Genomic DNA, 20,050 nt, shown 5'->3' with positions numbered 1-20,050 from the left:
CAAGAGGATGTCTGGATGAAGATTTCACGTGGTTTTGCACTGGCATCGCTCATGACTCTGGCGGCCAGCCCGGTCTTTGCTCAGTTCAGCCTGAGCGATGCAGCCAATGCCATTTCCGGCATGAAAGGCGATAACGCCGCCACAGAGGCAGCGCCGACGTCTGAAACAGCCGGTCTGCTCGGCGCGCTCAGCCAATTGAACGTGACACCGCAACAAGCCGTCGGTGGCACCGGGGCAATGTTGGGGTTGGCGAAGAACCAGTTGAGTTCGACCGACTATTCGGAACTGGCCAAAAGCGTACCGGGCATCGACAAGCTGTCCGGCGGCGGTGAACTGGGTGCGCTCGCCGGTTTGCTGGGTTCGAATGGCAAGGCGGCCGGTCTGGACAATGCCTTGGGTGCCGTCAAGGACACCAACGACCTGAACAATGCGTTCAGCGCATTGGGCATGGACAGCGGCATGATCGGTCAGTTTGCCCCGGTGATTCTGCAATACCTCGGTCAGCAGGGCGTCGCCGGTTCGCTGTTGCAGAACCTGGGCGGGATCTGGGGCACTGGCAGCTGATTAGCGGCGCTCGGCGCGCAAGGCGTCGATGCGCCGGTCCTTCTCGATCCAGAGCTGGTTGACCCAGTTCTGGACCGTCTCGCGAAACGCCGCATCATTCTCGTAATCGCCCTGCCACAGCGCGGGGTCTAGTTCGCGGGTGTTGATGTCGATGATGACCCTCGGCACGTTACCGCTGATCAAATCCCAGAACCCCGGAATCTTATGCTGCGGATACACCACCGTCACATCGAGAATCGCGTCCAGCTGTTCACCCATCGCCGCCAGTACAAACGCCACGCCGCCAGCCTTCGGTTTAAGCAGATGAGCGAACGGTGACTGCTGCTGAGTGCTTTTCGCCGAGGTGTAGCGGGTGCCTTCCAGATAATTGACCACCGTCACCGGCTGGCGCTTGAACAGCTCGCACGCCGCTTTGGTGATGTCCAGATCCTTGCCCGCCAGCTCAGGGTTTTTCGCCAGAAAGGCCTTGGTGTAGCGCTTCATGAACGGGTAATCCAGCGCCCACCACGCCAGGCCCAGGAACGGCACCCAGATCAGTTCTTTCTTGAGGAAGAACTTGAAAAACGGCGTGCGCCGGTTGAGCGTCTGGATCAGCGCCGGGATATCGACCCAGGATTGATGGTTGCTGATCACCAGATAAGACGTGTCGCTGCGCAGGTCATCGCCGCCGCGAATGTCCCATTGCGTGGGGATGCACAGGCGGAAGATCAGCTTGTCGATCTCGGCCCAGGTCTCGGCGATCCACATCACCGCCTTTGATGCGTAATCACGCAAGCGGCCAGGCAGGACCAGTTTGAGCAGGGCAAACACCATCAGCGGTCCGAACAGGACCAGGGTGTTGAGCAACAGCAGCAGGGTAACGAAACAGCCGGTGAGCAGGCGGCGCATAAATAACTCTTGAAAGCGTTTGGGCGCGCCATGATAAGCAGCTTCGGGCGACAGGCCAAATCGGTGGTGACGAATGTTTCACCTCGGCGGCGATATGCTTGAGCCAACTCGAAGACTCAGGCTTTTATGGTAATTGATCTGGCCTCTTCGCGGGCAAGTCGGGATGCCGCACCACTCGCTCCTACGGGTTTGTCGCTATCCCTGTAGGAGCGAGGCTTGCCCGCGAATCGGTCTCGGGAACGAACGAATTGCTCACTGACGGTCTAAAATTCCGCTGCCCACTTTCCAAGGATGCCCATCACGTGAAATCCCTCCTCGCACTGCTTACTCTCGTGGCCCTGCCGGTCCTGGCCGCCGAGCCGACCCTGTACGGGCGCTACGAATACATCGCGCTGCCGGAAATCGGCGGCGAAGTCCTCAAGGCCAAAATGGACACCGGCGCCCTGACCGCGTCGTTGTCGGCCAAGGATATTGAAACCTTCACCCGCGACGGCGATGAGTGGGTGCGTTTCCGCCTCGCCACCAAAGACGCCAGCAACAAGGTCTACGAGCACAAGGTCGCGCGGATCAGCAAGATCAAGACCCGCTCCGAAGAAGACGAGGATGAAAAGGAGTCGATCGAGCCCACCAAGCGCCCGGTGGTCGATCTGGAACTGTGCCTGGGCAACGTCAAACGCACGGTCGAGGTCAACCTCACCGACCGCAGCAGCTTCAACTACCCGCTGCTGATAGGCGCCAAAGCCCTGCGTGAATTCGGCGCGGCGGTGAACCCGGCGCGGCGTTTTACGGCTGACAAGCCCGACTGCTGATTTCAAGTGGTCTCATTGACGTGAGGTGAGGCTTGGGTCACCGTTCGCCCACTCAACTGCCGGGCTCGGACGCCATGCCTCATATCCTGATTGTCGAAGACGAAGCGGCGATTGCCGACACCCTGATTTTCGCCTTGCAGGGCGAAGGGTTCACCACGACGTGGCTGAGCCTCGGCGCCGCCGCGCTGGACCATCAGCGGCAGACACCGGCCGATCTGATCATTCTCGACATCGGCCTGCCGGACATCAGCGGCTTCGAAACTTGCAAGCAACTGCGGCGTTTCAGCGACGTGCCGGTGATTTTCCTCAGTGCCCGCGATGCGGAAATCGACCGCGTTGTGGGCCTGGAGATCGGCGCCGACGATTACGTGGTCAAGCCGTTCAGCCCACGGGAAGTGGCCGCGCGGGTCCGGGCCATTCTCAAACGCATGGTGCCGCGCGCAGCGGTCGAGACGGGTTCGGCGCTGTTTCGCATCGACAGCGAGCGAGTGCAGATCAGCTATCGTGGCCAGTTGCTGACCCTGACGCGCCACGAATTCCGTTTGCTGCAATGCTTGCTCGAACAACCTGAACGCGTGTTCAGCCGCGAGCAATTGCTCGATGCGCTGGGCGTCGCCGCCGACGCCGGTTACGAGCGCAGTATCGACAGCCACATCAAGAGCGTGCGCGCCAAGTTGCGTCTGGTAAAGGCCGACGCCGAGCCGATCCAGACCCATCGCGGCCTCGGTTACAGCTACAGTCCGGGGCACAGCTGATGCCATTGGGGATTCGGATTTTCCTGGTCTATGTGCTGTTCATCGGCCTGACGGGCTACTTCGTGCTCAGCACCGTAATGGAAGAAATCCGCCCCGGCGTGCGTCAGTCCACCGAAGAAACCCTGGTCGACACCGCCAACCTGATGGCCGAAATCCTGCGCGACGACTTCAAGGCCGGCACCCTCAACCAGAACCGCTGGCCGGAATTGCTCAGGGCTTATGGCGAACGGCAACCGAAGGCGAACATCTGGGGTCTGCCAAAGAATCAGGTCAATCACCGTATCTACGTCACCGACGCGAAAGGCATCGTGGTGCTGGATTCCAGCGGTGTGGCGGTGGGGCAGGATTACTCGCGCTGGAACGACGTTCTGCTGACCCTGCGTGGCGAATACGGTGCCCGCTCCAGTCGCAGCGATCCGAACGATGCCAACTCTTCGGTGATGCACGTTGGCGCGCCGATTCGCGATAACGGCCGGATCATTGGCGTGGTCACAGTGGCCAAACCCAACAGCTCGTTGCAGCCTTACGTCGATCGCACCGAGCGTCGATTGCTCGCGTATGGCGCCGGGCTGATCGGCCTCGGTTTGCTGTTCGGCGCGCTGCTGTCGTGGTGGCTGAGCGCGGCGCTGCGGCGCTTGACCGCGTATGCGAAAGCCGTGAGTGAAGGCCGGCGCGTCGAGGTTCCGCATTATCGCGGCGGCGAACTGGAGCAACTGGCGACCGCCGTGGAGCAGATGCGCACGCAGCTCGAAGGCAAAGCCTACGTCGAGCGTTATGTGCACACGCTGACCCATGAACTGAAAAGCCCGCTGGCGGCGATTCGCGGCGCGGCGGAGTTGCTGCAGGGGGAGATGCCGTTGGCTCAACAGCAGCGTTTCGTCAGCAACATCGACAGCGAAAGCGTGCGGATGCAGCAGTTGATCGAGCGACTGCTGAATCTGGCTCAGGTTGAACAGCGTCAGGGGCTGGAAGAGCGGGTGTCTGTGCCATTGGCGGGTTTGGTGGATGAACTGCTGAACGCTCAAGCCGCGCGAATCGAAGGCAAACAGTTACGCGTGGATCAGGCGATTCCAGCGGATCTGGCGATCACTGGCGAGCCGTTTCTGTTGCGTCAGGCGCTGGGTAATTTGCTGGAAAATGCGCTGGATTTCACCCCGTCCAAAGGCGCCCTGCGATTCAGCGCCAAGAAGGTCGGAGAGCAGATTGAATTCAAACTGTTCAACCAGGCCGAGGCCATTCCCGACTATGCGTTGCCACGATTGAGTGAGCGCTTCTATTCCTTGCCGCGTCCGGACAGTGGGCGCAAGAGCACGGGGTTGGGGCTTAACTTTGTTGAGGAAGTGGTGAAGTTGCATGGTGGGACATTGAGCATTGGCAATGTCGAGGGCGGGGTTGAAGTGACGTTGCGCCTGGCTTAGGACCGAGTCGCGGCCTTCGCGAGCAAGCCCGCTCCCACATTGGAATGCATACCCCTGTGGGAGCGGGCTTGAACTGGTCAAGTAATTTTGGACACCAGTTAAGGTTTTCACGCCGCCAGTTTCTCCATAGCTACCGGCGACCGGTAGTCGTTGTAGCTATGGAGTCTGACGTTGTTGTAACGCATCACATAACGCTGCACATCCACGCGGGCTTCATGCTCTGAACGGTAGCCGTCTTCTGGCACCCACTCTGATTTCAGGCTCCCAAAGAAACGCTCCATCGGGGCGTTGTCCCAGCACTCACCTTTGCGACTCATGCTTTGCAGGAGTCCATGCTTGCGCATCTCATTCCTGAATTTATGGCTGGTGTATTGGCAGCCTTGATCAGAGTGAAACAGCACTTCTTTGGGACGGCCTCGCAACTCGACTGCCATTCGCAATGCTTCGCAGGTCAGCGTGGCATCGGAAATCATTGAAAACGACCAACCCACGATCCGGCGAGCGAACAGATCCAGCACCGCCGCAAAATACATCCAGCGCTTGCCGACCTTGATGTACGTCACATCGCCACACCACACCTGGTTGATCGCCGTGACATCAAACTTGCGCTTGAGCACATGTGGCGCCACCAGCGCTTCCACGCCGGAAGATTTGTACTTATGTCGCCTGCGCTGATGACTGGCGACACCGGCTTCGCGCATCAAGCTGCGAGCCATATGTCGCCCGACACGATGCCCCTTGGCTTGCAGCTCCCTGGAAAGGGTGCGAGACCCTGCGGACGCTCTGGATTCCTTGTGATGCTCGACCAGCACGGCTTTAAGTTTCTCCCGCTCAGGCTTCACCTTGCCTTGGCGCTGACGCCAGGCGTAAAAGCTGCTGCGGTTGACTCCAAACGCCCGACAGCAATTGTTAACGCCGTACTGCTCGTCCAGCTCATTGATCAACGAGAATGATCTTTGGAGTCCAAAAGCAGGAGAGCACTGGCCTTTTTTAGGATTTCAATGTCCAGGTCTTTTTGCCTGAGCAACGCTTTGAGCTGCTGAATCTCTCGCTGATCGGCGGTAATCGCCTTGGCCCCCTCAGGGGGAGAACCCAAGCGCTCCTTGCGAACCTGATCGACCCAACGGCGCAAGGCGGTAGGGCCAATATCCAGACTGGTACAGACTTCTGGAACTGACCGGCCCTCGTCCAGCACCATGCTGGCAGCCTTGAGCTTGAACTCACTGGAATAAGATTTACGCATATCCAAACACCTCAGATTTGGGCGCCATCATAGCGCCCGATTGAAGTGTCCAAAATCATTAGGCCAGTTCAGCTTGCTCGCGAAGGGGCCGCCCCAGTCTCCACACACTCTCCATATTCCCTCCATAAACCCCACACACTCCGATCCCAGACTCTCCCCATCCAAACAGGGAGAGTCCCATGAACCGAAATCTGACCCTAAAACTCGGGGCCATTGCCCTTCTGATCCTGTTATTGCTGATCCCGCTGTTGATGATCAACGGCGTGATCGAGGACCGCCAGCAACTGCGCGACGGTGTGCTCGAAGACATCGCGCGCAGTTCCAGCTACAGCCAGCGACTGAGCGGACCCTTGATGGTGGTGCCCTATCGCAAAGTGGTGCGCACCTGGAAACTCAACGAAAAAACCAATGAGCGTTACCAGGAAGTCGGGGAAGAACGCGGCCGTTTGTATTTCCTGCCAGAACGTTTCGAGCTCGACGGCGAGGTCAAGACGGAACTGCGTTCCCGGGGCATTTACGAAGCGCGGTTGTTCCACGCGGATAACCGCATCAGCGGACACTTCTCGGTGCCGGCGCAACTGGGCATCAAGGAAGACTTCGCCGATTACCAGTTCGATCAGCCGTTCCTCGCGGTCGGGATCAGCGACATTCGCGGCATCGAGAATGCGTTGAAACTGGAGCTCCATGACCTGCGCCTGGACTTCGTGCCGGGCAGCCAGGTGGGCTGGTTGGGCGAGGGCGTGCATGTGACGTTGCCGGCGCTCAACCCCAATCAAGCCACGGAACTGGCTTTCGGTTTCGATCTGCGGCTGCAGGGCACAGGGCAGTTACAGGTTCTTCCGGTGGGCAAGGCCAGCAAAGTCTCGCTGGTCGCCAACTGGCCGCATCCGAGCTTCATCGGCAACTACCTGCCGGCCCAGCGCGAAGTCTCCGATCAGGGTTTCACGGCCAACTGGCAGACGACGTTTTTCTCCACCAACCTGCAAGAAGCCCTGAGCCGTTGCGTAACCGGCAACGACTGTGAAGCGTTCAATGGCCGCAGCTTCGGCGTGAGCTTCATCGATCCCGTGGACCAGTATTTGAAAAGCGACCGGGCAATCAAATACGCGTTGTTGTTCATCGTTCTGACCTTCGCCGGTTTCTTCCTCTTCGAAGTGCTGAAAAGCCTGGCGGTGCACCCGGTGCAATACGCACTGGTGGGCGTGGCCCTGGCGTTTTTCTACTTGCTGTTGTTGTCGTTGTCCGAGCACATCGGTTTCGCCCTGGCGTATCTGTTGTCGGCGAGCGGTTGTGTGTTGTTGATCGGTTTCTATGTCTGCCACGTGCTGCGCAGCGTGCGCCACGGCTTGAGTTTTTCGGCGGGATTGGCGGCGTTGTATGGCCTGCTTTATGGCTTGTTGAGTGCTGAGGATTACGCGCTATTGATGGGATCGTTGCTGCTGTTCGGCTTGCTCGGGGTATTCATGGTGCTGACCCGCAAACTGGATTGGTACGGGATTGGGCAGAAGGCAGCCAAGCCGCTGGAGTTTGATATCGGGGTGGTTGAATGAGTCGGTCGTTGGGGTTGCGCGAGGATCAGCGGGAAGGGGAGGTGTTGGCGACGCTGATTTTTGGGTTGTTTCCGTTAGATCCGGTGTGGTGCATTCGCGAGCAAGCCCGCTCCCACAAGGGATCTTCAGTGAACACAAAATATGTGAAAACCACAGATCAAAATGTGGGAGCGGGCTTGCTCCGGGCGGCGTTCCGACGAAGAGGCCAGCCCAGTCAGCGAAAATCTAGACCTTAGGCATCGTCGCCACCATCGAAGGCCGCTGACTCACCTCGAAATACCACGCGGCCAACTGCGGATTCACCTCGCGCCATTCCAGATCCGGATGGCGCAAATCCAGGTAACCCAACGCACACGCGACACTGATCGCCGCCACATCGAAATGGCTGGTCAGCTCGGCAATCGCGTCTTTTTCCAGCAGCGCCAAGGCGCGGCGAATCTTGTCGCGCTGGCCATCGAGCCATTCGTCCCAGTGTTTTTCCGGAGCGCGCAGGGCGACTTCATAACGAACCAGCACCGCCGCGTCCATGATCCCGTCGGCCATCGAGGCCAGGGTCAATCGACGCCAGCGGGCCGAGCCTTCGCGGGGGATCAACGGGTTGCCGACGTGCTGGTGGTCGAGGTACTCGAGGATCACCCGACTGTCATGGATGACATTGCCGTCGGCCAGACGCAGGGCCGGGATCTTGCTCAGCGGGTTGTCGTCGATAAGGGGCAAGTCCGGGGCGAGCGGGGTCAGCACGCAGTTTTGCAGGGCGACGCGGTCTTGCTGACCGGTTTCGTGCAGCAGCACCATGACTTTGCGAACGAAGGGCGACAACGGGTTGTGGTAGAGGGTCATGCTCGGGGCGGACATGGCAGCGTCTCGGTCGGTGGACAGTGTCGGGAGCATAGCGCGTTGGTCCGCCTTCTGTAGGAGCGAGCTTGCTCGCGATGGAGGTGAACGATAACGCGTAAAACCAGATGCCCAGCGGCGTCCTCGGGTTTTTCGCGAGCAAGCTCGCTCCTACAAGGTGAGGTGTCAGCGGCGTTGCAGGAGGCCGCGCAGGGCGAGGACGGCGGGAACGCCCAAGCCCAGCCAGCTCAAGGCATCCCACACGCCATCGCCCAATAGCGCAGCGAACAACCCGGCGGCACTGAACAGGGCGATAACGGTTGGCGTGGAGAAGACCTTCCAGAAGTTTGACTGTCGGGGTTTCATGCCACGCTCTCCGCTTTCTCCAGTACGGGTTTTGCCGCTTTGCGCCGAACCACCCACAGGTAAACCCCGCTGCCGAGCACGATGATGGTCAGTACATCCAGCGTCGCCCAGAGAATTTTCATCGGCATGCCGCCGTAATCGCCGAAGTGCAGCGGCTGCGACATGCCCATGGCGTCCATGTACCACGGCCTTTCAGCCACGGCGGTAACTTGCAGGGTGCTGGCGTCGATCAGCACCGGGGTCAGCAAGTGCGAGGTCAGGTGCGTGCTGCCCTTCATGAACACCGCGTAATGGTGTTCGCTGGAAAACCGCGTGCCGGGGAAGGCGATGAAGTCCGGCTGCATGTCGGGCGCAACGTCTTTGGCGATGTCGAGCAAACGGGTGGCCGGTGCCAGTTGCGTCAGCGGTGGCGCATCGCGATACGGCTCGACCATCGCACTCAGGCTGTCGTTGCGCCACGCGGCGATCAGCAGGTCGGCGCAAGCACTGATGACGCCGGTGACGCCGACCACCAGCGCCCAGGTCAGGGTGACCACACCGATCAGGTTGTGCAAATCGAGCCAGCGCAGACGAGTGGATTTGTCCTGACGCACGGTGGCGAATTTCAGCCTGCGCATGAACGGCAGGTACAGCACTGTTCCGGAAATAATGGCCACGACAAACATCAGCCCCATGAACGCCAGCAACAACTTGCCCGGCAGACCGGCAAACATGTCCACGTGCAGGCGCAGCATGACCATCATGAAGCCGCCGTTGGCCGACGGCATCTCCAGCGCTTCGCCGGTGCGAGCGTCGAGCATGAAGGTGTGGGACGAATTCGGTTCGGTGCCGGCCGTGGCCGCCATGATCGCGATCGCGGCGTTGGGTTGGTCTTCGTCGAAGCCGAAGTACTGCATGACTTCGCCGGGACGATGCTTTTCCGCCGCCTGCACCAACTGCTGCAAATTCAGCTGCGGGGTATCGGCCTGCATCTGCTGCAACTCGGCGGCATCGCCCAGCAGGTGGTCGATCTCGTGATGGAAGATCAGCGGCAAGCCGGTCAGCGCCAGCATCAGCAGGAAGACCGTGCAGATCAGGCTGGTCCAGGTGTGGACGAAGGACCAGCGGCGAATTGTTTTGCTTTTCATTTCATAGCCTTCAGAAATACCAAAGCCGTCCATGAAGGACGGCCTGGTTGCAGCGCGTATCAGATCAAGCGTTTACCACTTGTACGTGGCACTGGCGACGACGCTGCGCAGGTCGCCGTAGTAGCAGTAAAAGCCGTCACAGGTAGAGATGTAATCCTTGTTCAGCAGGTTGGTCGCGTTCACGGCCAGCGAGGCACCTTTCAAGCTGTTGTCCAGACGGCCCAGGTCGTAATGAACCGCCGCGTCGAACACGGTGTAGGCGTCAGCCTTGCCCAGCGTGGTGTTGCCCTGGTCGCCGTAGGTATTGCCGGTGTAACGCGCGCCGGCGCCGATGCCGAAGCCATCCAGCACGCCGTTGTGCCAGGTGTAATCGGTCCACAGCGAAGCCTGCTGGTTGGGCATCAGTTGCAGGCGGTTGCCTTTGAAGTCGCCTTTCTGCACTTCGGATTTCGCCAGGGTGTAGGCGGCGATGATCTTCAGGTTGTCGGTGACGTCGGAGACCGCTTCCAGCTCCAGGCCTTTGACCTTCACTTCACCGGTCTGGCTGGTGATCGTCACGTTACCCACGGTGTCGGTGACGTTGACGTTTTTCTGGGTCAGCTCATATACCGCGGCGCTCAGCAATGTATTGCTGCCCGGTGGCTGGTACTTGATGCCCAACTCCCATTGTTTGCCTTCGGTCGGCTTGAAGGACTGAGTCGCGGAGGCGACGGCGTTGCTGGTGGGCTGGAACGACTCGGCGTAAGACAGGTAAGGCACGATGCCGTTGTCGAACACATAGCTGATCGCCGCGTTGCCGCTGAATTTCTTGTCGCGCTCGGTGTTGGTGGCATCGTCTTCATTGAAGAATTTGGTGCCGGTGTGGACCCAATCCTCGCGGCCGCCCAGGGTCAGGCGCCATTGGTCGAGGGCCATCTGGTCCTGAACGTACAGACCGGTCTGATAGGTCTTCTGGTCGTAGTCATAGAAGGCATCGGAGCGTGGCGGGCGAGTGATCGGCAAGCCGTATTGGGGTGTATTGACGTTGATGCCCGGTGCGAAACCGAAGATCGAGAGGTAGTTGGTGTTACTGCGCTGATGGTCCAGCCCGATCAGCAGGGTGTGGCGGACATCGCCGGTGGAAAAGTCGCCCTGGAAGTTGTTGTCCACCGCGAACTGGCTGATGTCTTCTTCCACATTGGTGGTACCGCGCCCGGTATTGCCCTGATCATCGACGACGAATCCGAACGCTGCAAACGCCGGGTTGTAGGCGTTGACGGTAATGGCCTGGAACGACAGGTCGGACTTGGTGTAGCGCAGGTTTTGCCGGAACTGCCAGACATCGTTCAGGCGATGTTCGAAGGCGTAGCCCAGAGCGTAGTAAGTGCGGTCGTAGTACTCGTAGTTCGGATCTCCCAGATTCTTGTGGTGGGAAATATCGCCGAACGGCATGTCGATCCTGGTGCCTTGAATCGAGTGGAACTGGCTGGTGATGCCGGTATCGTCACGGGTGAACTGAGTAAGCAGGGTGAACCTGGTGTCATCGTCGATGTTCCACGTCAGGCTCGGCGCAATGTTGTAGCGCTTGTTGTCGATGTGGTCGATCTGCGTGCCGCTGTCGCGTACCACGCCGCTCACGCCGTAGAGGAACTGGCCTTCATCGTCGATCTTGCCGGTGCTGGCGAAGTTGATCTGACGGTGATTGTCACTGCCGTACTGCACCTGGATTTCATTGCTCGACTCGGCGCTGGGACGACGGCTGACCATGTCCAGCAAACCGCCCGGCGGGGTCTGGCCGTACACCGACGAAGCCGGGCCGCGCAGCAGGGCGAGGCGGTCGAGGTTCCAGGTTTCCGGTTTCGGGTTGGCGTACACGCCTTTGGGCAGCGGCAAGCCGTCGAGGAACTGGGTGGGCTCAAAACCACGTACTCGCAGCCAGTCGGTGCGGGTGTCGCTGCCGAAACTGCTGGCGGTGATGCCGGGCATGTAGCGCACGGCGTCATCGAGGCTGTGCACGCTGCGGTCGTCCATTTGTTCGCGGGTGGCGATCGAAATCGAACGCGGTGCTTCGACCAGCGCGGTGTCGGTCTTGGTGCCGGCGGCGGTGCGCTTGGCCAGGTAGCCTTCCACCGGGCCCCAGGCACTTTCAGTGTTTTCAACGCCGATGATGGCGGTTTCCGGCAGAGCCATCACACCTTCAGGCGCGGCGACCAGGCTGTAGGTGCCGGTGCTGCTTTGTTCCAGTTGCAGACCGGTGCCGAGTAACGCGGCCCGCAAGGCGCCTGCTGCATCGTATTGGCCGTTGACCGGTGCCGACGTCTTGCCCGCCGCCAGTGCCGGGTTCAGCGACAACGCCAGGCCGGACTGGCTGGCGATCTGGTTCAACGTGCTGGCCAATGGCGCGGCCGGCAGGTTGTAGGCGCGAACGCTGGATGCCTGTTCTGCAGCGATCAGTTGGCTGCTGGCCAGCGGGGTGCAAAGGGCAATGGCGACCGCCAGCAAACCGGGGCGCAACAAGGTGTCTAGCGAACGGGACATACAGCGGCTCCTGAAAGGGAATACTTCTCAATTACCCAAGTGCCGAACGAAAAACCAAAAGTGATAGGGCTGGATGAAAATAATTTCGATTCAGCAATTGTGGTGAGGCTGAGGGCCTCTTCGCGAGCAAGCCCGCTCCCACAGGTTCTGTGATCGACACAAAACCTTGTGGGAGCGGGCTTGCTCGCGAAAGCGTCGGGTCAGTCACAGAAAATATCAGGGCTTGGCTTCAGCCTTCGCCACCGTCACCCACCACGCCGTGTGCCGCTCGATCTGCACCGGCAGGGTCGGCAACAGGGCACTCAACGCCAGGTCGATATCGTGCAACGGAAAACTGCCGGTGATCCGCAGGTCGGCGATCTCTGGCGCAACGCCCAGATGCCCGCGGCGATAACGACCGAGTTCGTGGATCAGGTCTTCCAGCCGCGTGTTGTCCACCACAAGCATGCCGCGGGTCCAGGCATCGGCGCCGAGGTGGGTCGCAACGATTGGCCCGAGGCCATTGTTGCGCATCAGCACTTGCTGGCCTTCGCGCAGAATCTGTTCTTCAGCGCTCGACTCGGGATGAGCAGCCACGGCGGACTGCAGCACGCTCAGGCGCGTGCCGTCTTCCTCGCGCTTGACCAGGAATCGCGTGCCCAGTGCACGCAGGCTGCCTTCGCGGGTTTCGACGATAAACGGCCTGGCATCGCCATGACCGGTCTCGACGAGGATTTCCCCGTCCTGAAGAATCACCCGGCGCTGCTTCTCATCAAAGCGCACGTCCACGGCACTGTGGGTGTTGAGGTTGATCACGGTGCCGTCGCTCAGACGCAAGGTGCGTTGCTCGCCGGTGGCGGTGCGCTGATCGGCCAGCCAATAGTCGACTGGCAGATAGCGGTCACCGGCGAACAGCGCCAGGCCGATCACCGCCACGATGCTCGCCACGCCGCTGCCCAGTTTGCGCACGCGCCGGCGAATGCTTTCGCGCGATTGCAGCAATGCGGTGCGGGCCGGACCGCTGGCCACGCTGAAACGCTGGTCGAGCATGCCCAACTGGCGCCAGGCGCGGGCGTGCTCTTCGTGGGCGGCGTGCCATTTGGCGAACTCTTCGCGCTCAACCGAGCTGCCGGAATCCAGCGACAATTGCCAGGCAATCGCCGCGTCCAGCACCCGTGCCGAGACCGGTTTGGAACTGATCGGGCTCATACCGGCTCACCGTACAACGCGATGTAGCACTGACGAATACCCTGCGCCAGGTATTGACGCACCCGCGGCACCGACACGCCCAGGCGCTGGGCGATTTCCGCGTGGCCGAGGCCGTCGAGACGGTTGTAGAGAAACGCCGCGCGAGCCTTGCTCGACAGTTTGCCGAGCAGGCGATCGATGTTTTTCAGGTCTTCGAGGATCATTTGCTGTTCTTCCACCGACGGTTGTTCGCCTTCGGGGATCAGCATCAGTTCGGTGAGGTAAGCCTGTTCCAGCGCGGCGCGGCGGAAATAGTCGAACAACAGGCCCTTGGCGATCGCCACCAGAAACGCCCGCGGTTCGCGCGGTTCGTTGAGTTGATCACGGCCCAGCAACCGCACGAAGGTGTCCTGACTCAGGTCTTCGGCCCGTTGCGGACAGGCGACATTGCGTCGAAGCCAGGCCAATAGCCAACTGCGGTGGTCGCGATATAACGCACCGACGAGCTCACTGTGGGGGCTTTGGACTGACGACACGCAGCATCACCGATTGGGAAGTGTTAAGTAACGAGAATTGTTCGCGATTGTGGCAGAGGCGGGGGAGGTAAGCAATTGGCCACTGGTCAGGTGGTTTTGACGGGGGGGGTCAGTTGGACCGCGTTATCGTTCTTCGCGAGCAAGCCCGCTCCCACAGGGTTTTGTGTCGAACACAAAATGGGTGAACGACACCAAACCCTGTGGGAGCGGGCTTGCTCGCGAAGGCGTCCGAACAGACACCGTAAATTCAGAAGGAAGGCGCGCGCTGTCTGCGTTTCCACTGACTCACCCGCTGCTGCAGATTCAACGGACTATGAATCTGCTGCTGCCGCGCCCGGCTGAACAGGATCAACGCCAGTTCCGCGGTCGCCAGCGCATCGGCACTGGCGTTATGACGTTCGAACACTTCGAGCTTGAACCAGTCAATCCACTCATCCAGCCCCGCCTCGCGGATATGCGCCTGCGGGCACAACAGTGGCGCAATGTCCGCCACATCCAGAAACAGATGCTGCAGCTTGTAGCCCAGATGATCTTTCAACGCGCGCCCGAGCATGTGCTGATCGAACGGCGCATGAAACGCCAGCACCGGGCTGTCGCCCAGAAACTCCATGAATTCGACCAGGGCCTGCGCAGGATCACTGCCGGCAGCAATCGCGCTCGGGCCCAAGCCATGAATCAGGACGCTGGGACCGAGCTTGAGTTCGCTGCATTGCAGGGTGCGTTCGAACTGCTGACTGAAGTCGATCGCACCGTCTTCTATGACCACCGCGCCGATGGACAGCACCCGATCCTTGTTCAGATTCAACCCGGTGGTTTCCAGGTCCAGCACCACCCAGCGCTGTTCGCGCAGGCTGCATTCGTTCAGCTCGGCTGTCGCGGGCAAGGCTTTCAGACGTTGCTGCAATTCGCCGGACAGCATCGGACCTGCCGGGCGCAGCCATGAAAACAGGCTCATAGCTGATACCGCAGCGTCAGGCTGCTCTGCAGGCGTTGGGCCTGGCGCAGGGATTCACGCAGGATGCGTCGATCCAAATGATTGAGGCTGTCAGGATCGACCCGGTTGGAGTAGGGCAAGTTCTCCCGGGTCTGTAGCTGATGTTGCTGCATGCGGGTTTGCTGAATGAAGTGATACGCCTCTTCATACGCCGCACCGTCCAGCCGTTCGATGACCTCTTTTTCGACCAGTTGGCGAAAGCGCTCCAGCGTATTGTTGGCCTCAATGCCGTGGGCCAGCGCGAGCAATCGGGCGCCGTCGACAAACGGGGTCAGGCCCTGGACTTTCAGGTCCAGGGTAGCTTTTTCGCCATTCTTGCGCGCCAGCACAAACTCTCGGAAACGTCCTACGGGAGGGCGGTTGCGCAGGGCGTTGTCGGCCATCATTCGCTGGAACAGTCGGTTATCAGCGACCTGATCGAGAATCCCCCGACGCAGTTGATCGCAGCTTTGCTCATCGCCCCAGACCACGCGCAGGTCGAAATAAATGCTCGAACTCAGCAGGTTTTCTGGCGTTGCCTCGCGGATAAACGTCGCAAAACGCCGCGCCCATTCGGCCCGGGACAAACACAGCTCGGGGTTGCCGGCCATGATGTTGCCCTTGCACAGGGTGAAGCCGCAGAGCGCCAGGCTCTGGTTGATGTGTTGCGCGATGGGCAGCAACTTGCCGCGAATCTCGGCGGCGTGCGCCGCGTCCCGCGCTTCGAACAGAATGCCGTTGTCCTGATCGGTGTGCAGCGTCTGCTCGCGGCGGCCCTCGCTGCCGAAACACAGCCAACTGAATGGCACACCGGGATCCCCTTTCTCGGCGAGAGTCAGTTCGATCACCCGGCACACGGTGTGGTCGTTGAGCAGGGTGATGATGTGGGTGATCTGGGTCGATGACGCGCCGTGGGCCAACATGCGCTCAACCAGTTGACCGATTTCGCCGCGCATCGCCACCAGGTTTTCCACGCGCTGGGCGCTGCGGATGGTACGCGCCAGATGCACCAGATCGACCCGTTGCAGGGAAAACAGGTCACGCTCCGAGACCACGCCGCAAAGGCGCTGATCCTTGACCAGACAAACGTGGGCGATATGGCGCTCGGTCATGGCAATCGCTGCATCGAAGGCGCTGTGGTCCGGCGTCAGGAAAAATGGCGCCTGGGTCATGTGCCGTTCGATGGCTTCGTTGAAGTCGTTGGTGCCTTCGGCCACCACGTGGCGCAGGTCGCGCAGGGTGAAAATCCCCAGTGGCGCCTTGTGTTCATCGACCACCACAATGCTGCCGACCTGCTGCTCGTGCATCAGGGTCACGGCTTCTCGCAGCGGCGTGATCGGGCTGCACGTCACCGGATGGCGCATGGCCAACTCGCCCAACCGGGTGTTGAGTGAATACTGGGTGCCAAGCGTTTCCACGGCTTTTTGCTGGACTTGCTGATTGACCTGATCCAGCAAACTGCTGACGCCGCGTAGGGCAAAGTCGCGAAACGCGTTGGAAAGTGCGAACAATTTGATGAACGCCAGCTTGTTCAGCTGTAGGCAAAAGGTGTCTTCGGCGGCCAGATGTTCGGTGCGCGTCGCGCGTTCACCCAGCAACGCGGCGAGGGGAAAGCACTCGCCGGTGGTGATTTCGAAGGTGGTTTCGGTGCCACCCTTGGCCGTGTGGGGGCGTTCACCCACGACGCGGCCCTGTTTGACGATGTAGAAATGCTCAACCGGGCCATCGGCGGGCTTGATGATGCTTTCGCCGGGCGCATAAAAACGCAGCTGACACTGTTCCACCAGGTACGCCAGGTGAGCGTGTTCCATTTGATTGAAGGGCGGGAAACGCTGAAGGAATCGCAAAGTGCCCTGGATGTTCTGCAACACCGCGGTTTTCCCTGCCTGTGTGAAGGCGTCCGCTTTACTCATAACCATTACCGCAGTCTTTTTTTCGAGTTGTTGTTGTCGGATGACTCAGCCATGGTCGGCCCCGGAACGCAGGTTTCCCATTGGACGTAAGTCTAGGTCGGGCCTTTCGGTGATGAAATTTCGGAAATACCTTACGCAATCTTGGGAAGAACCTATCCTTTGTCCTATAGGAAATAAATTCGATGAAGTGCACATTCAAGGTCTGCTTAGCGATGTCTCCACTGTGCTAGGGAATGAAATTGAACACTTAGAGAACGCTATGTCCGACCACGATATTTTAAGTGACGCCGAGCGCGAGGCGCTCAGTGCCGTCATGCTGAAACCCGATCTGCCGCCGCAACGGGTGCTGATCGTCGATGACGATAAAGATGCGCGTGAGCTGCTGTCGGAAATTCTGGGTCTGGATGGCATTCGTTGCATGACCGCGGCCAGCGGTGAAACAGCCCTCAAGATGCTGGACGAGAGGCCGTCGATCGGCTTGGTGATCACCGATCTGCGGATGGGACACATTGACGGCCTGGATTTGATCCGCAAAGTCCGTGAATCCGTTCGGGCCGCCATGCCGATCATCATCGTTTCGGGCGATGCCGACGTGAAGGACGCGATTGCCGCCATGCATTTGAGCGTGGTGGATTTCCTGCTGAAGCCAATCGATACCGACAAGCTGCTGGAGTTGGTCAAGCATGAGCTGGGGATGGAGCCGTAGCGCTGAGGGCTGCTGAGGGCTTTTGTGGTGAGGGGATTTAGCGAAACGTCGCACCGCCCCGTTCGGCTGCGAAGCAGTCGTGAATTGGCGGATGCGATTGGTCTGGAGAAGGGGGCCGCTTCGCGACCCAACGGGGATAAATCCCCTCGCCACAAATGACCGCATTCGCAAACAAAAAAGGCCCTGATCCGAAGAACAGGGCCTTTTTTTGTCCAGCGTAACCGCTCAGTTACAGGCCATTCGCAGCCTTGAACTCGCGACGACGACGGTGCAGGACCGGCTCGGTGTAGCCGTTCGGCTGTTTGGTGCCTTCAACCACCAGTTCGACCGCCGCCTGGAAGGCGATGTTGCTGTCGAAGTTCGGTGCCAGTGGGCGGTACAGTGCGTCATTGGCGTTCTGACGGTCAACCACCGGCGCCATGCGCTTGAGGGCTTCCATCACTTGCTCTTGGGTGACGATGCCGTGGCGCAGCCAGTTGGCGATGTGCTGGCTGGAAATCCGCAGCGTGGCACGGTCTTCCATCAGGCCGACGTCGTTGATGTCCGGCACTTTCGAACAGCCAACGCCCTGGTCGATCCAGCGCACTACATAACCGAGAATGCCCTGGGCGTTGTTATCCAGTTCGTTCTTGATCTGTTCCGTGGTCCAGCTCGGGTTAACGGCCAGCGGGATGGTCAGGATGTCGTCCACCGAAGCGCGTGCACGGTTGGCCAGTTCGGCTTGACGGGCAAACACATCGACCTTGTGGTAGTGCAACGCGTGCAGCGCAGCAGCCGTCGGCGATGGAACCCAGGCGGTGTTGGCGCCGGCCAGCGGGTGCGCGATTTTCTGTTCCAGCATCGCCGCCATCAGGTCGGGCATGGCCCACATGCCTTTACCGATCTGCGCGCGACCTTGCAGGCCGGTGCTCAAACCGATATCGACGTTCCAGTTCTCGTAAGCGCCGATCCACTTTTCAGCCTTCATGTCCGCCTTGCGCACCATCGGGCCGGCTTCCATGGAGGTGTGGATTTCATCGCCCGTGCGGTCGAGGAAACCGGTGTTGATGAACACCACACGCTCACTGGCCGCCTTGATGCAGGCCTTGAGGTTGACCGTGGTGCGGCGCTCCTCGTCCATGATCCCGACTTTCAGCGTGTTGCGCGGCAGGTCGAGCACGTCTTCGATACGGCCGAACAGCTCGTTGGTGAACGCGGCTTCTTCCGGGCCGTGCATCTTCGGTTTCACGATGTAGACCGAACCGGTGCGGCTGTTCTTGCGCGAGCTGTTGCCGTTGAGGCTGTGGATCGCCGCCAGGCAAGTCACCAGACCGTCGAGAATGCCTTCCGGCACTTCGTTGCCGTCTTTATCGAGGATCGCGTCGATGGTCATCAGGTGACCGACGTTGCGCACGAACAACAGCGAGCGACCGTGCAGGCTCAATTCCTTGCCGTCGACGCCGGTGTAGGTGCGGTCGGCGTTCATGGTGCGGGTAAAGGTCTGACCGCCCTTGGAGACTTCTTCCGACAGATCGCCCTTCATCAGGCCGAGCCAGTTGCGGTAGATCACCACTTTGTCATCGGCATCGACAGCGGCGACGGAGTCTTCGCAGTCCATGATGGTGGTCAGCGCAGCTTCCATCAGGATGTCTTTGACGCCGGCAGCGTCGGTCTGGCCGACCGGGGTGCTGGCGTCGATCTGGATTTCGAAGTGCAGGCCATTGTTTTTCAAAAGGATCGCGGTCGGTGCCGCTGCATCGCCGTGGAAACCGATCAGTTGCGCGTCGTTGCGCAGGCCGCTGTTGCTGCCGCCTTTCAGGGCGATCACCAGTTTGCCGTCAACGATCTTGTAGCCGGTGGAATCGACGTGGGAGCCGGCGGCCAATGGCGCGGCTTCGTCGAGGAAGGCGCGGGCGAAGGCGATGACCTTGTCGCCGCGAACCTTGTTGTAGCCTTTGCCTTTTTCCGCGCCGTCAGCTTCGCTGATGGCGTCGGTGCCGTAGAGCGCGTCGTACAGCGAGCCCCAGCGGGCATTCGAGGCGTTCAGCGCGAAGCGGGCGTTCATCACCGGCACCACGAGCTGCGGGCCGGCCATGCGGGCGATTTCGTCATCGACGTTTTGCGTCGTTGCCTGGAAATCGGCCGCTTCTGGCAGCAGATAACCGATGTCTTGCAGGAAGGCTTTATAAGCCACGGCGTCGTGCGCCTGACCGGCACGGGACTGGTGCCAGCCGTCGATACGAGCCTGGAAATCATCGCGTTTGGCGAGTAGGGCTTTGTTCTTCGGTGCCAGGTCGTGAATGACCTTGTCGGCACCGGCCCAGAATTTGTCGGCGGTGAGGCCGGTTCCGGGAATGGCTTCGTTGTTCACGAAGTCGAACAGGACTTTGGCGACCTGCAGGCCACCGACTTGAACGTGTTCAGTCATTGCTTGCCTCACTCTGCTCAGCTATTTCGCTTTTCAGCTCTTCAAATTAACAATGAAGCCTCTGGCTATTTAAACCACAAACCCCTTCCACCAGTACATGCCATTTCGGGCGGCTGGGATGGAACCGATCAACGGCGTTGAGGCCTTGCTGATAGGGCTTACAGGGCTGCGACCGCGCCTGTGGCAGACATCGATCCAACGTTATGTAGTGCGCGCTGCGGCATACTACATGATGAATTGCGGTTGTGAAAATCAGACTAATTACGTCGTTCTGCGA

18 protein-coding genes are annotated in these 20,050 nt (G+C 60.0%); 6 read left to right on the top strand and 12 right to left on the bottom strand.

Annotated elements, in window-relative coordinates; genetic code table 11:
- Nucleotides 1-15 precede the first annotated feature (15 nt).
- Entirely contained in the window at nt 16-564 is a 549-nt protein-coding gene (locus tag ACA073_RS24245; protein ID WP_497400040.1) for a DUF2780 domain-containing protein, read from the top strand.
- Here ACA073_RS24245 and yihG read toward each other — a convergent pair whose 3' ends face one another.
- On the bottom strand, nt 565-1,452 hold the full coding sequence (gene yihG / locus ACA073_RS24240; RefSeq protein WP_497400038.1) for a 1-acylglycerol-3-phosphate O-acyltransferase, YihG family: 888 nt from the start codon (nt 1,450-1,452) through the stop codon (nt 565-567). It lies immediately after the preceding gene.
- A gap of 302 nt (nt 1,453-1,754) precedes the next feature.
- Here yihG and rloA2 point away from each other — a divergent pair, with 302 nt between their 5' ends.
- The 3 genes from rloA2 to creC all read left to right on the top strand — a co-directional run bounded on the left by rloA2 (nt 1,755) and on the right by creC (nt 4,434).
- Nucleotides 1,755-2,261, top strand: a complete 507-nt coding sequence (gene rloA2, locus ACA073_RS24235) for a retropepsin-like aspartic peptidase RloA2 (RefSeq protein WP_497400036.1) — start codon at nt 1,755-1,757, stop codon at nt 2,259-2,261.
- A gap of 74 nt (nt 2,262-2,335) precedes the next feature.
- On the top strand, nt 2,336-3,016 hold the full coding sequence (gene creB / locus ACA073_RS24230) for a two-component system response regulator CreB (protein ID WP_497400034.1): 681 nt from the start codon (nt 2,336-2,338) through the stop codon (nt 3,014-3,016).
- Nucleotides 3,016-4,434 carry a two-component system sensor histidine kinase CreC gene (creC, locus tag ACA073_RS24225; RefSeq protein ID WP_497400032.1) on the top strand — a complete coding sequence of 473 codons (1,419 nt, stop codon included), beginning with the start codon at nt 3,016-3,018 and terminating at the stop codon, nt 4,432-4,434. The genes creB and creC overlap by 1 nt, the downstream gene beginning before the upstream one ends.
- A gap of 107 nt (nt 4,435-4,541) precedes the next feature.
- On the opposite strand, the gene ACA073_RS24220 is transcribed toward creC, so the two are convergent.
- Together ACA073_RS24220 and ACA073_RS24215 are read right to left on the bottom strand one after the other, a co-directional pair.
- Complete coding sequence (locus ACA073_RS24220) at nt 4,542-5,378, bottom strand: IS3 family transposase (protein WP_497397024.1); 837 nt, start codon at nt 5,376-5,378, stop codon at nt 4,542-4,544.
- Nucleotides 5,375-5,677: a transposase gene (locus tag ACA073_RS24215; RefSeq protein ID WP_497397533.1), complete on the bottom strand. Its 303-nt coding sequence runs from the start codon at nt 5,675-5,677 to the stop codon at nt 5,375-5,377. The genes ACA073_RS24220 and ACA073_RS24215 overlap by 4 nt, the downstream gene beginning before the upstream one ends.
- Nucleotides 5,678-5,856: 179 nt before the next feature.
- On the opposite strand from ACA073_RS24215, the gene creD reads away from it, so the two are divergent.
- The gene (gene creD / locus ACA073_RS24210; protein WP_497400030.1) at nt 5,857-7,227 is read left to right on the top strand and encodes a cell envelope integrity protein CreD; all 1,371 of its coding nucleotides are present in this window, start codon (nt 5,857-5,859) and stop codon (nt 7,225-7,227) included.
- A 225-nt stretch (nt 7,228-7,452) separates the two neighbouring features.
- Here creD and ACA073_RS24205 read toward each other — a convergent pair whose 3' ends face one another.
- From ACA073_RS24205 to ACA073_RS24170, 8 genes are all read right to left on the bottom strand, one after another.
- On the bottom strand, nt 7,453-8,082 hold the full coding sequence (locus tag ACA073_RS24205) for a glutathione S-transferase (RefSeq protein WP_497400028.1): 630 nt from the start codon (nt 8,080-8,082) through the stop codon (nt 7,453-7,455).
- Nucleotides 8,083-8,247: 165 nt separating this feature from the next.
- A complete protein-coding gene (locus ACA073_RS24200; protein WP_497400026.1) occupies nt 8,248-8,427 on the bottom strand; it encodes a hypothetical protein in 180 nt (59 codons plus the stop codon).
- Nucleotides 8,424-9,554 carry a PepSY-associated TM helix domain-containing protein gene (locus ACA073_RS24195; protein ID WP_497400024.1) on the bottom strand — a complete coding sequence of 377 codons (1,131 nt, stop codon included), beginning with the start codon at nt 9,552-9,554 and terminating at the stop codon, nt 8,424-8,426. The genes ACA073_RS24200 and ACA073_RS24195 overlap by 4 nt, the downstream gene beginning before the upstream one ends.
- 72 nt (nt 9,555-9,626) lie before the next feature.
- Entirely contained in the window at nt 9,627-12,071 is a 2,445-nt protein-coding gene (locus tag ACA073_RS24190; protein WP_497400022.1) for a TonB-dependent siderophore receptor, read from the bottom strand.
- Nucleotides 12,072-12,287: 216 nt separating this feature from the next.
- Complete coding sequence (locus ACA073_RS24185; RefSeq protein WP_497400020.1) at nt 12,288-13,259, bottom strand: FecR domain-containing protein; 972 nt, start codon at nt 13,257-13,259, stop codon at nt 12,288-12,290.
- A complete protein-coding gene (locus ACA073_RS24180; protein ID WP_032829214.1) occupies nt 13,256-13,774 on the bottom strand; it encodes an RNA polymerase sigma factor in 519 nt (172 codons plus the stop codon). Before ACA073_RS24180 ends, ACA073_RS24185 begins: the two co-directional genes overlap by 4 nt.
- Nucleotides 13,775-14,021: 247 nt before the next feature.
- Nucleotides 14,022-14,729, bottom strand: coding sequence for a 3'-5' exonuclease (locus ACA073_RS24175; RefSeq protein WP_497400018.1), 708 nt, complete (start codon nt 14,727-14,729; stop codon nt 14,022-14,024).
- Nucleotides 14,726-16,666: a putative nucleotidyltransferase substrate binding domain-containing protein gene (locus tag ACA073_RS24170; protein ID WP_497400016.1), complete on the bottom strand. Its 1,941-nt coding sequence runs from the start codon at nt 16,664-16,666 to the stop codon at nt 14,726-14,728. Before ACA073_RS24170 ends, ACA073_RS24175 begins: the two co-directional genes overlap by 4 nt.
- Before the next feature lie 253 nt (nt 16,667-16,919).
- Between ACA073_RS24170 and ACA073_RS24165 the strand changes: the two genes are divergently transcribed.
- A complete protein-coding gene (locus ACA073_RS24165) occupies nt 16,920-17,366 on the top strand; it encodes a response regulator (protein ID WP_497400014.1) in 447 nt (148 codons plus the stop codon).
- Nucleotides 17,367-17,595: 229 nt separating this feature from the next.
- Here the strand turns inward: ACA073_RS24165 and ACA073_RS24160 are convergent, their stop codons facing one another.
- Nucleotides 17,596-19,773, bottom strand: coding sequence for a malate synthase G (locus ACA073_RS24160; RefSeq protein ID WP_497400012.1), 2,178 nt, complete (start codon nt 19,771-19,773; stop codon nt 17,596-17,598).
- Nucleotides 19,774-20,050 lie beyond the last annotated feature (277 nt).

This window comes from Pseudomonas sp. LBUM1670 (assembly GCF_059695695.1).
Note: the sequence above shows the minus strand (reverse complement) of the source record. Positions and strands in the feature narration are given on the sequence as shown.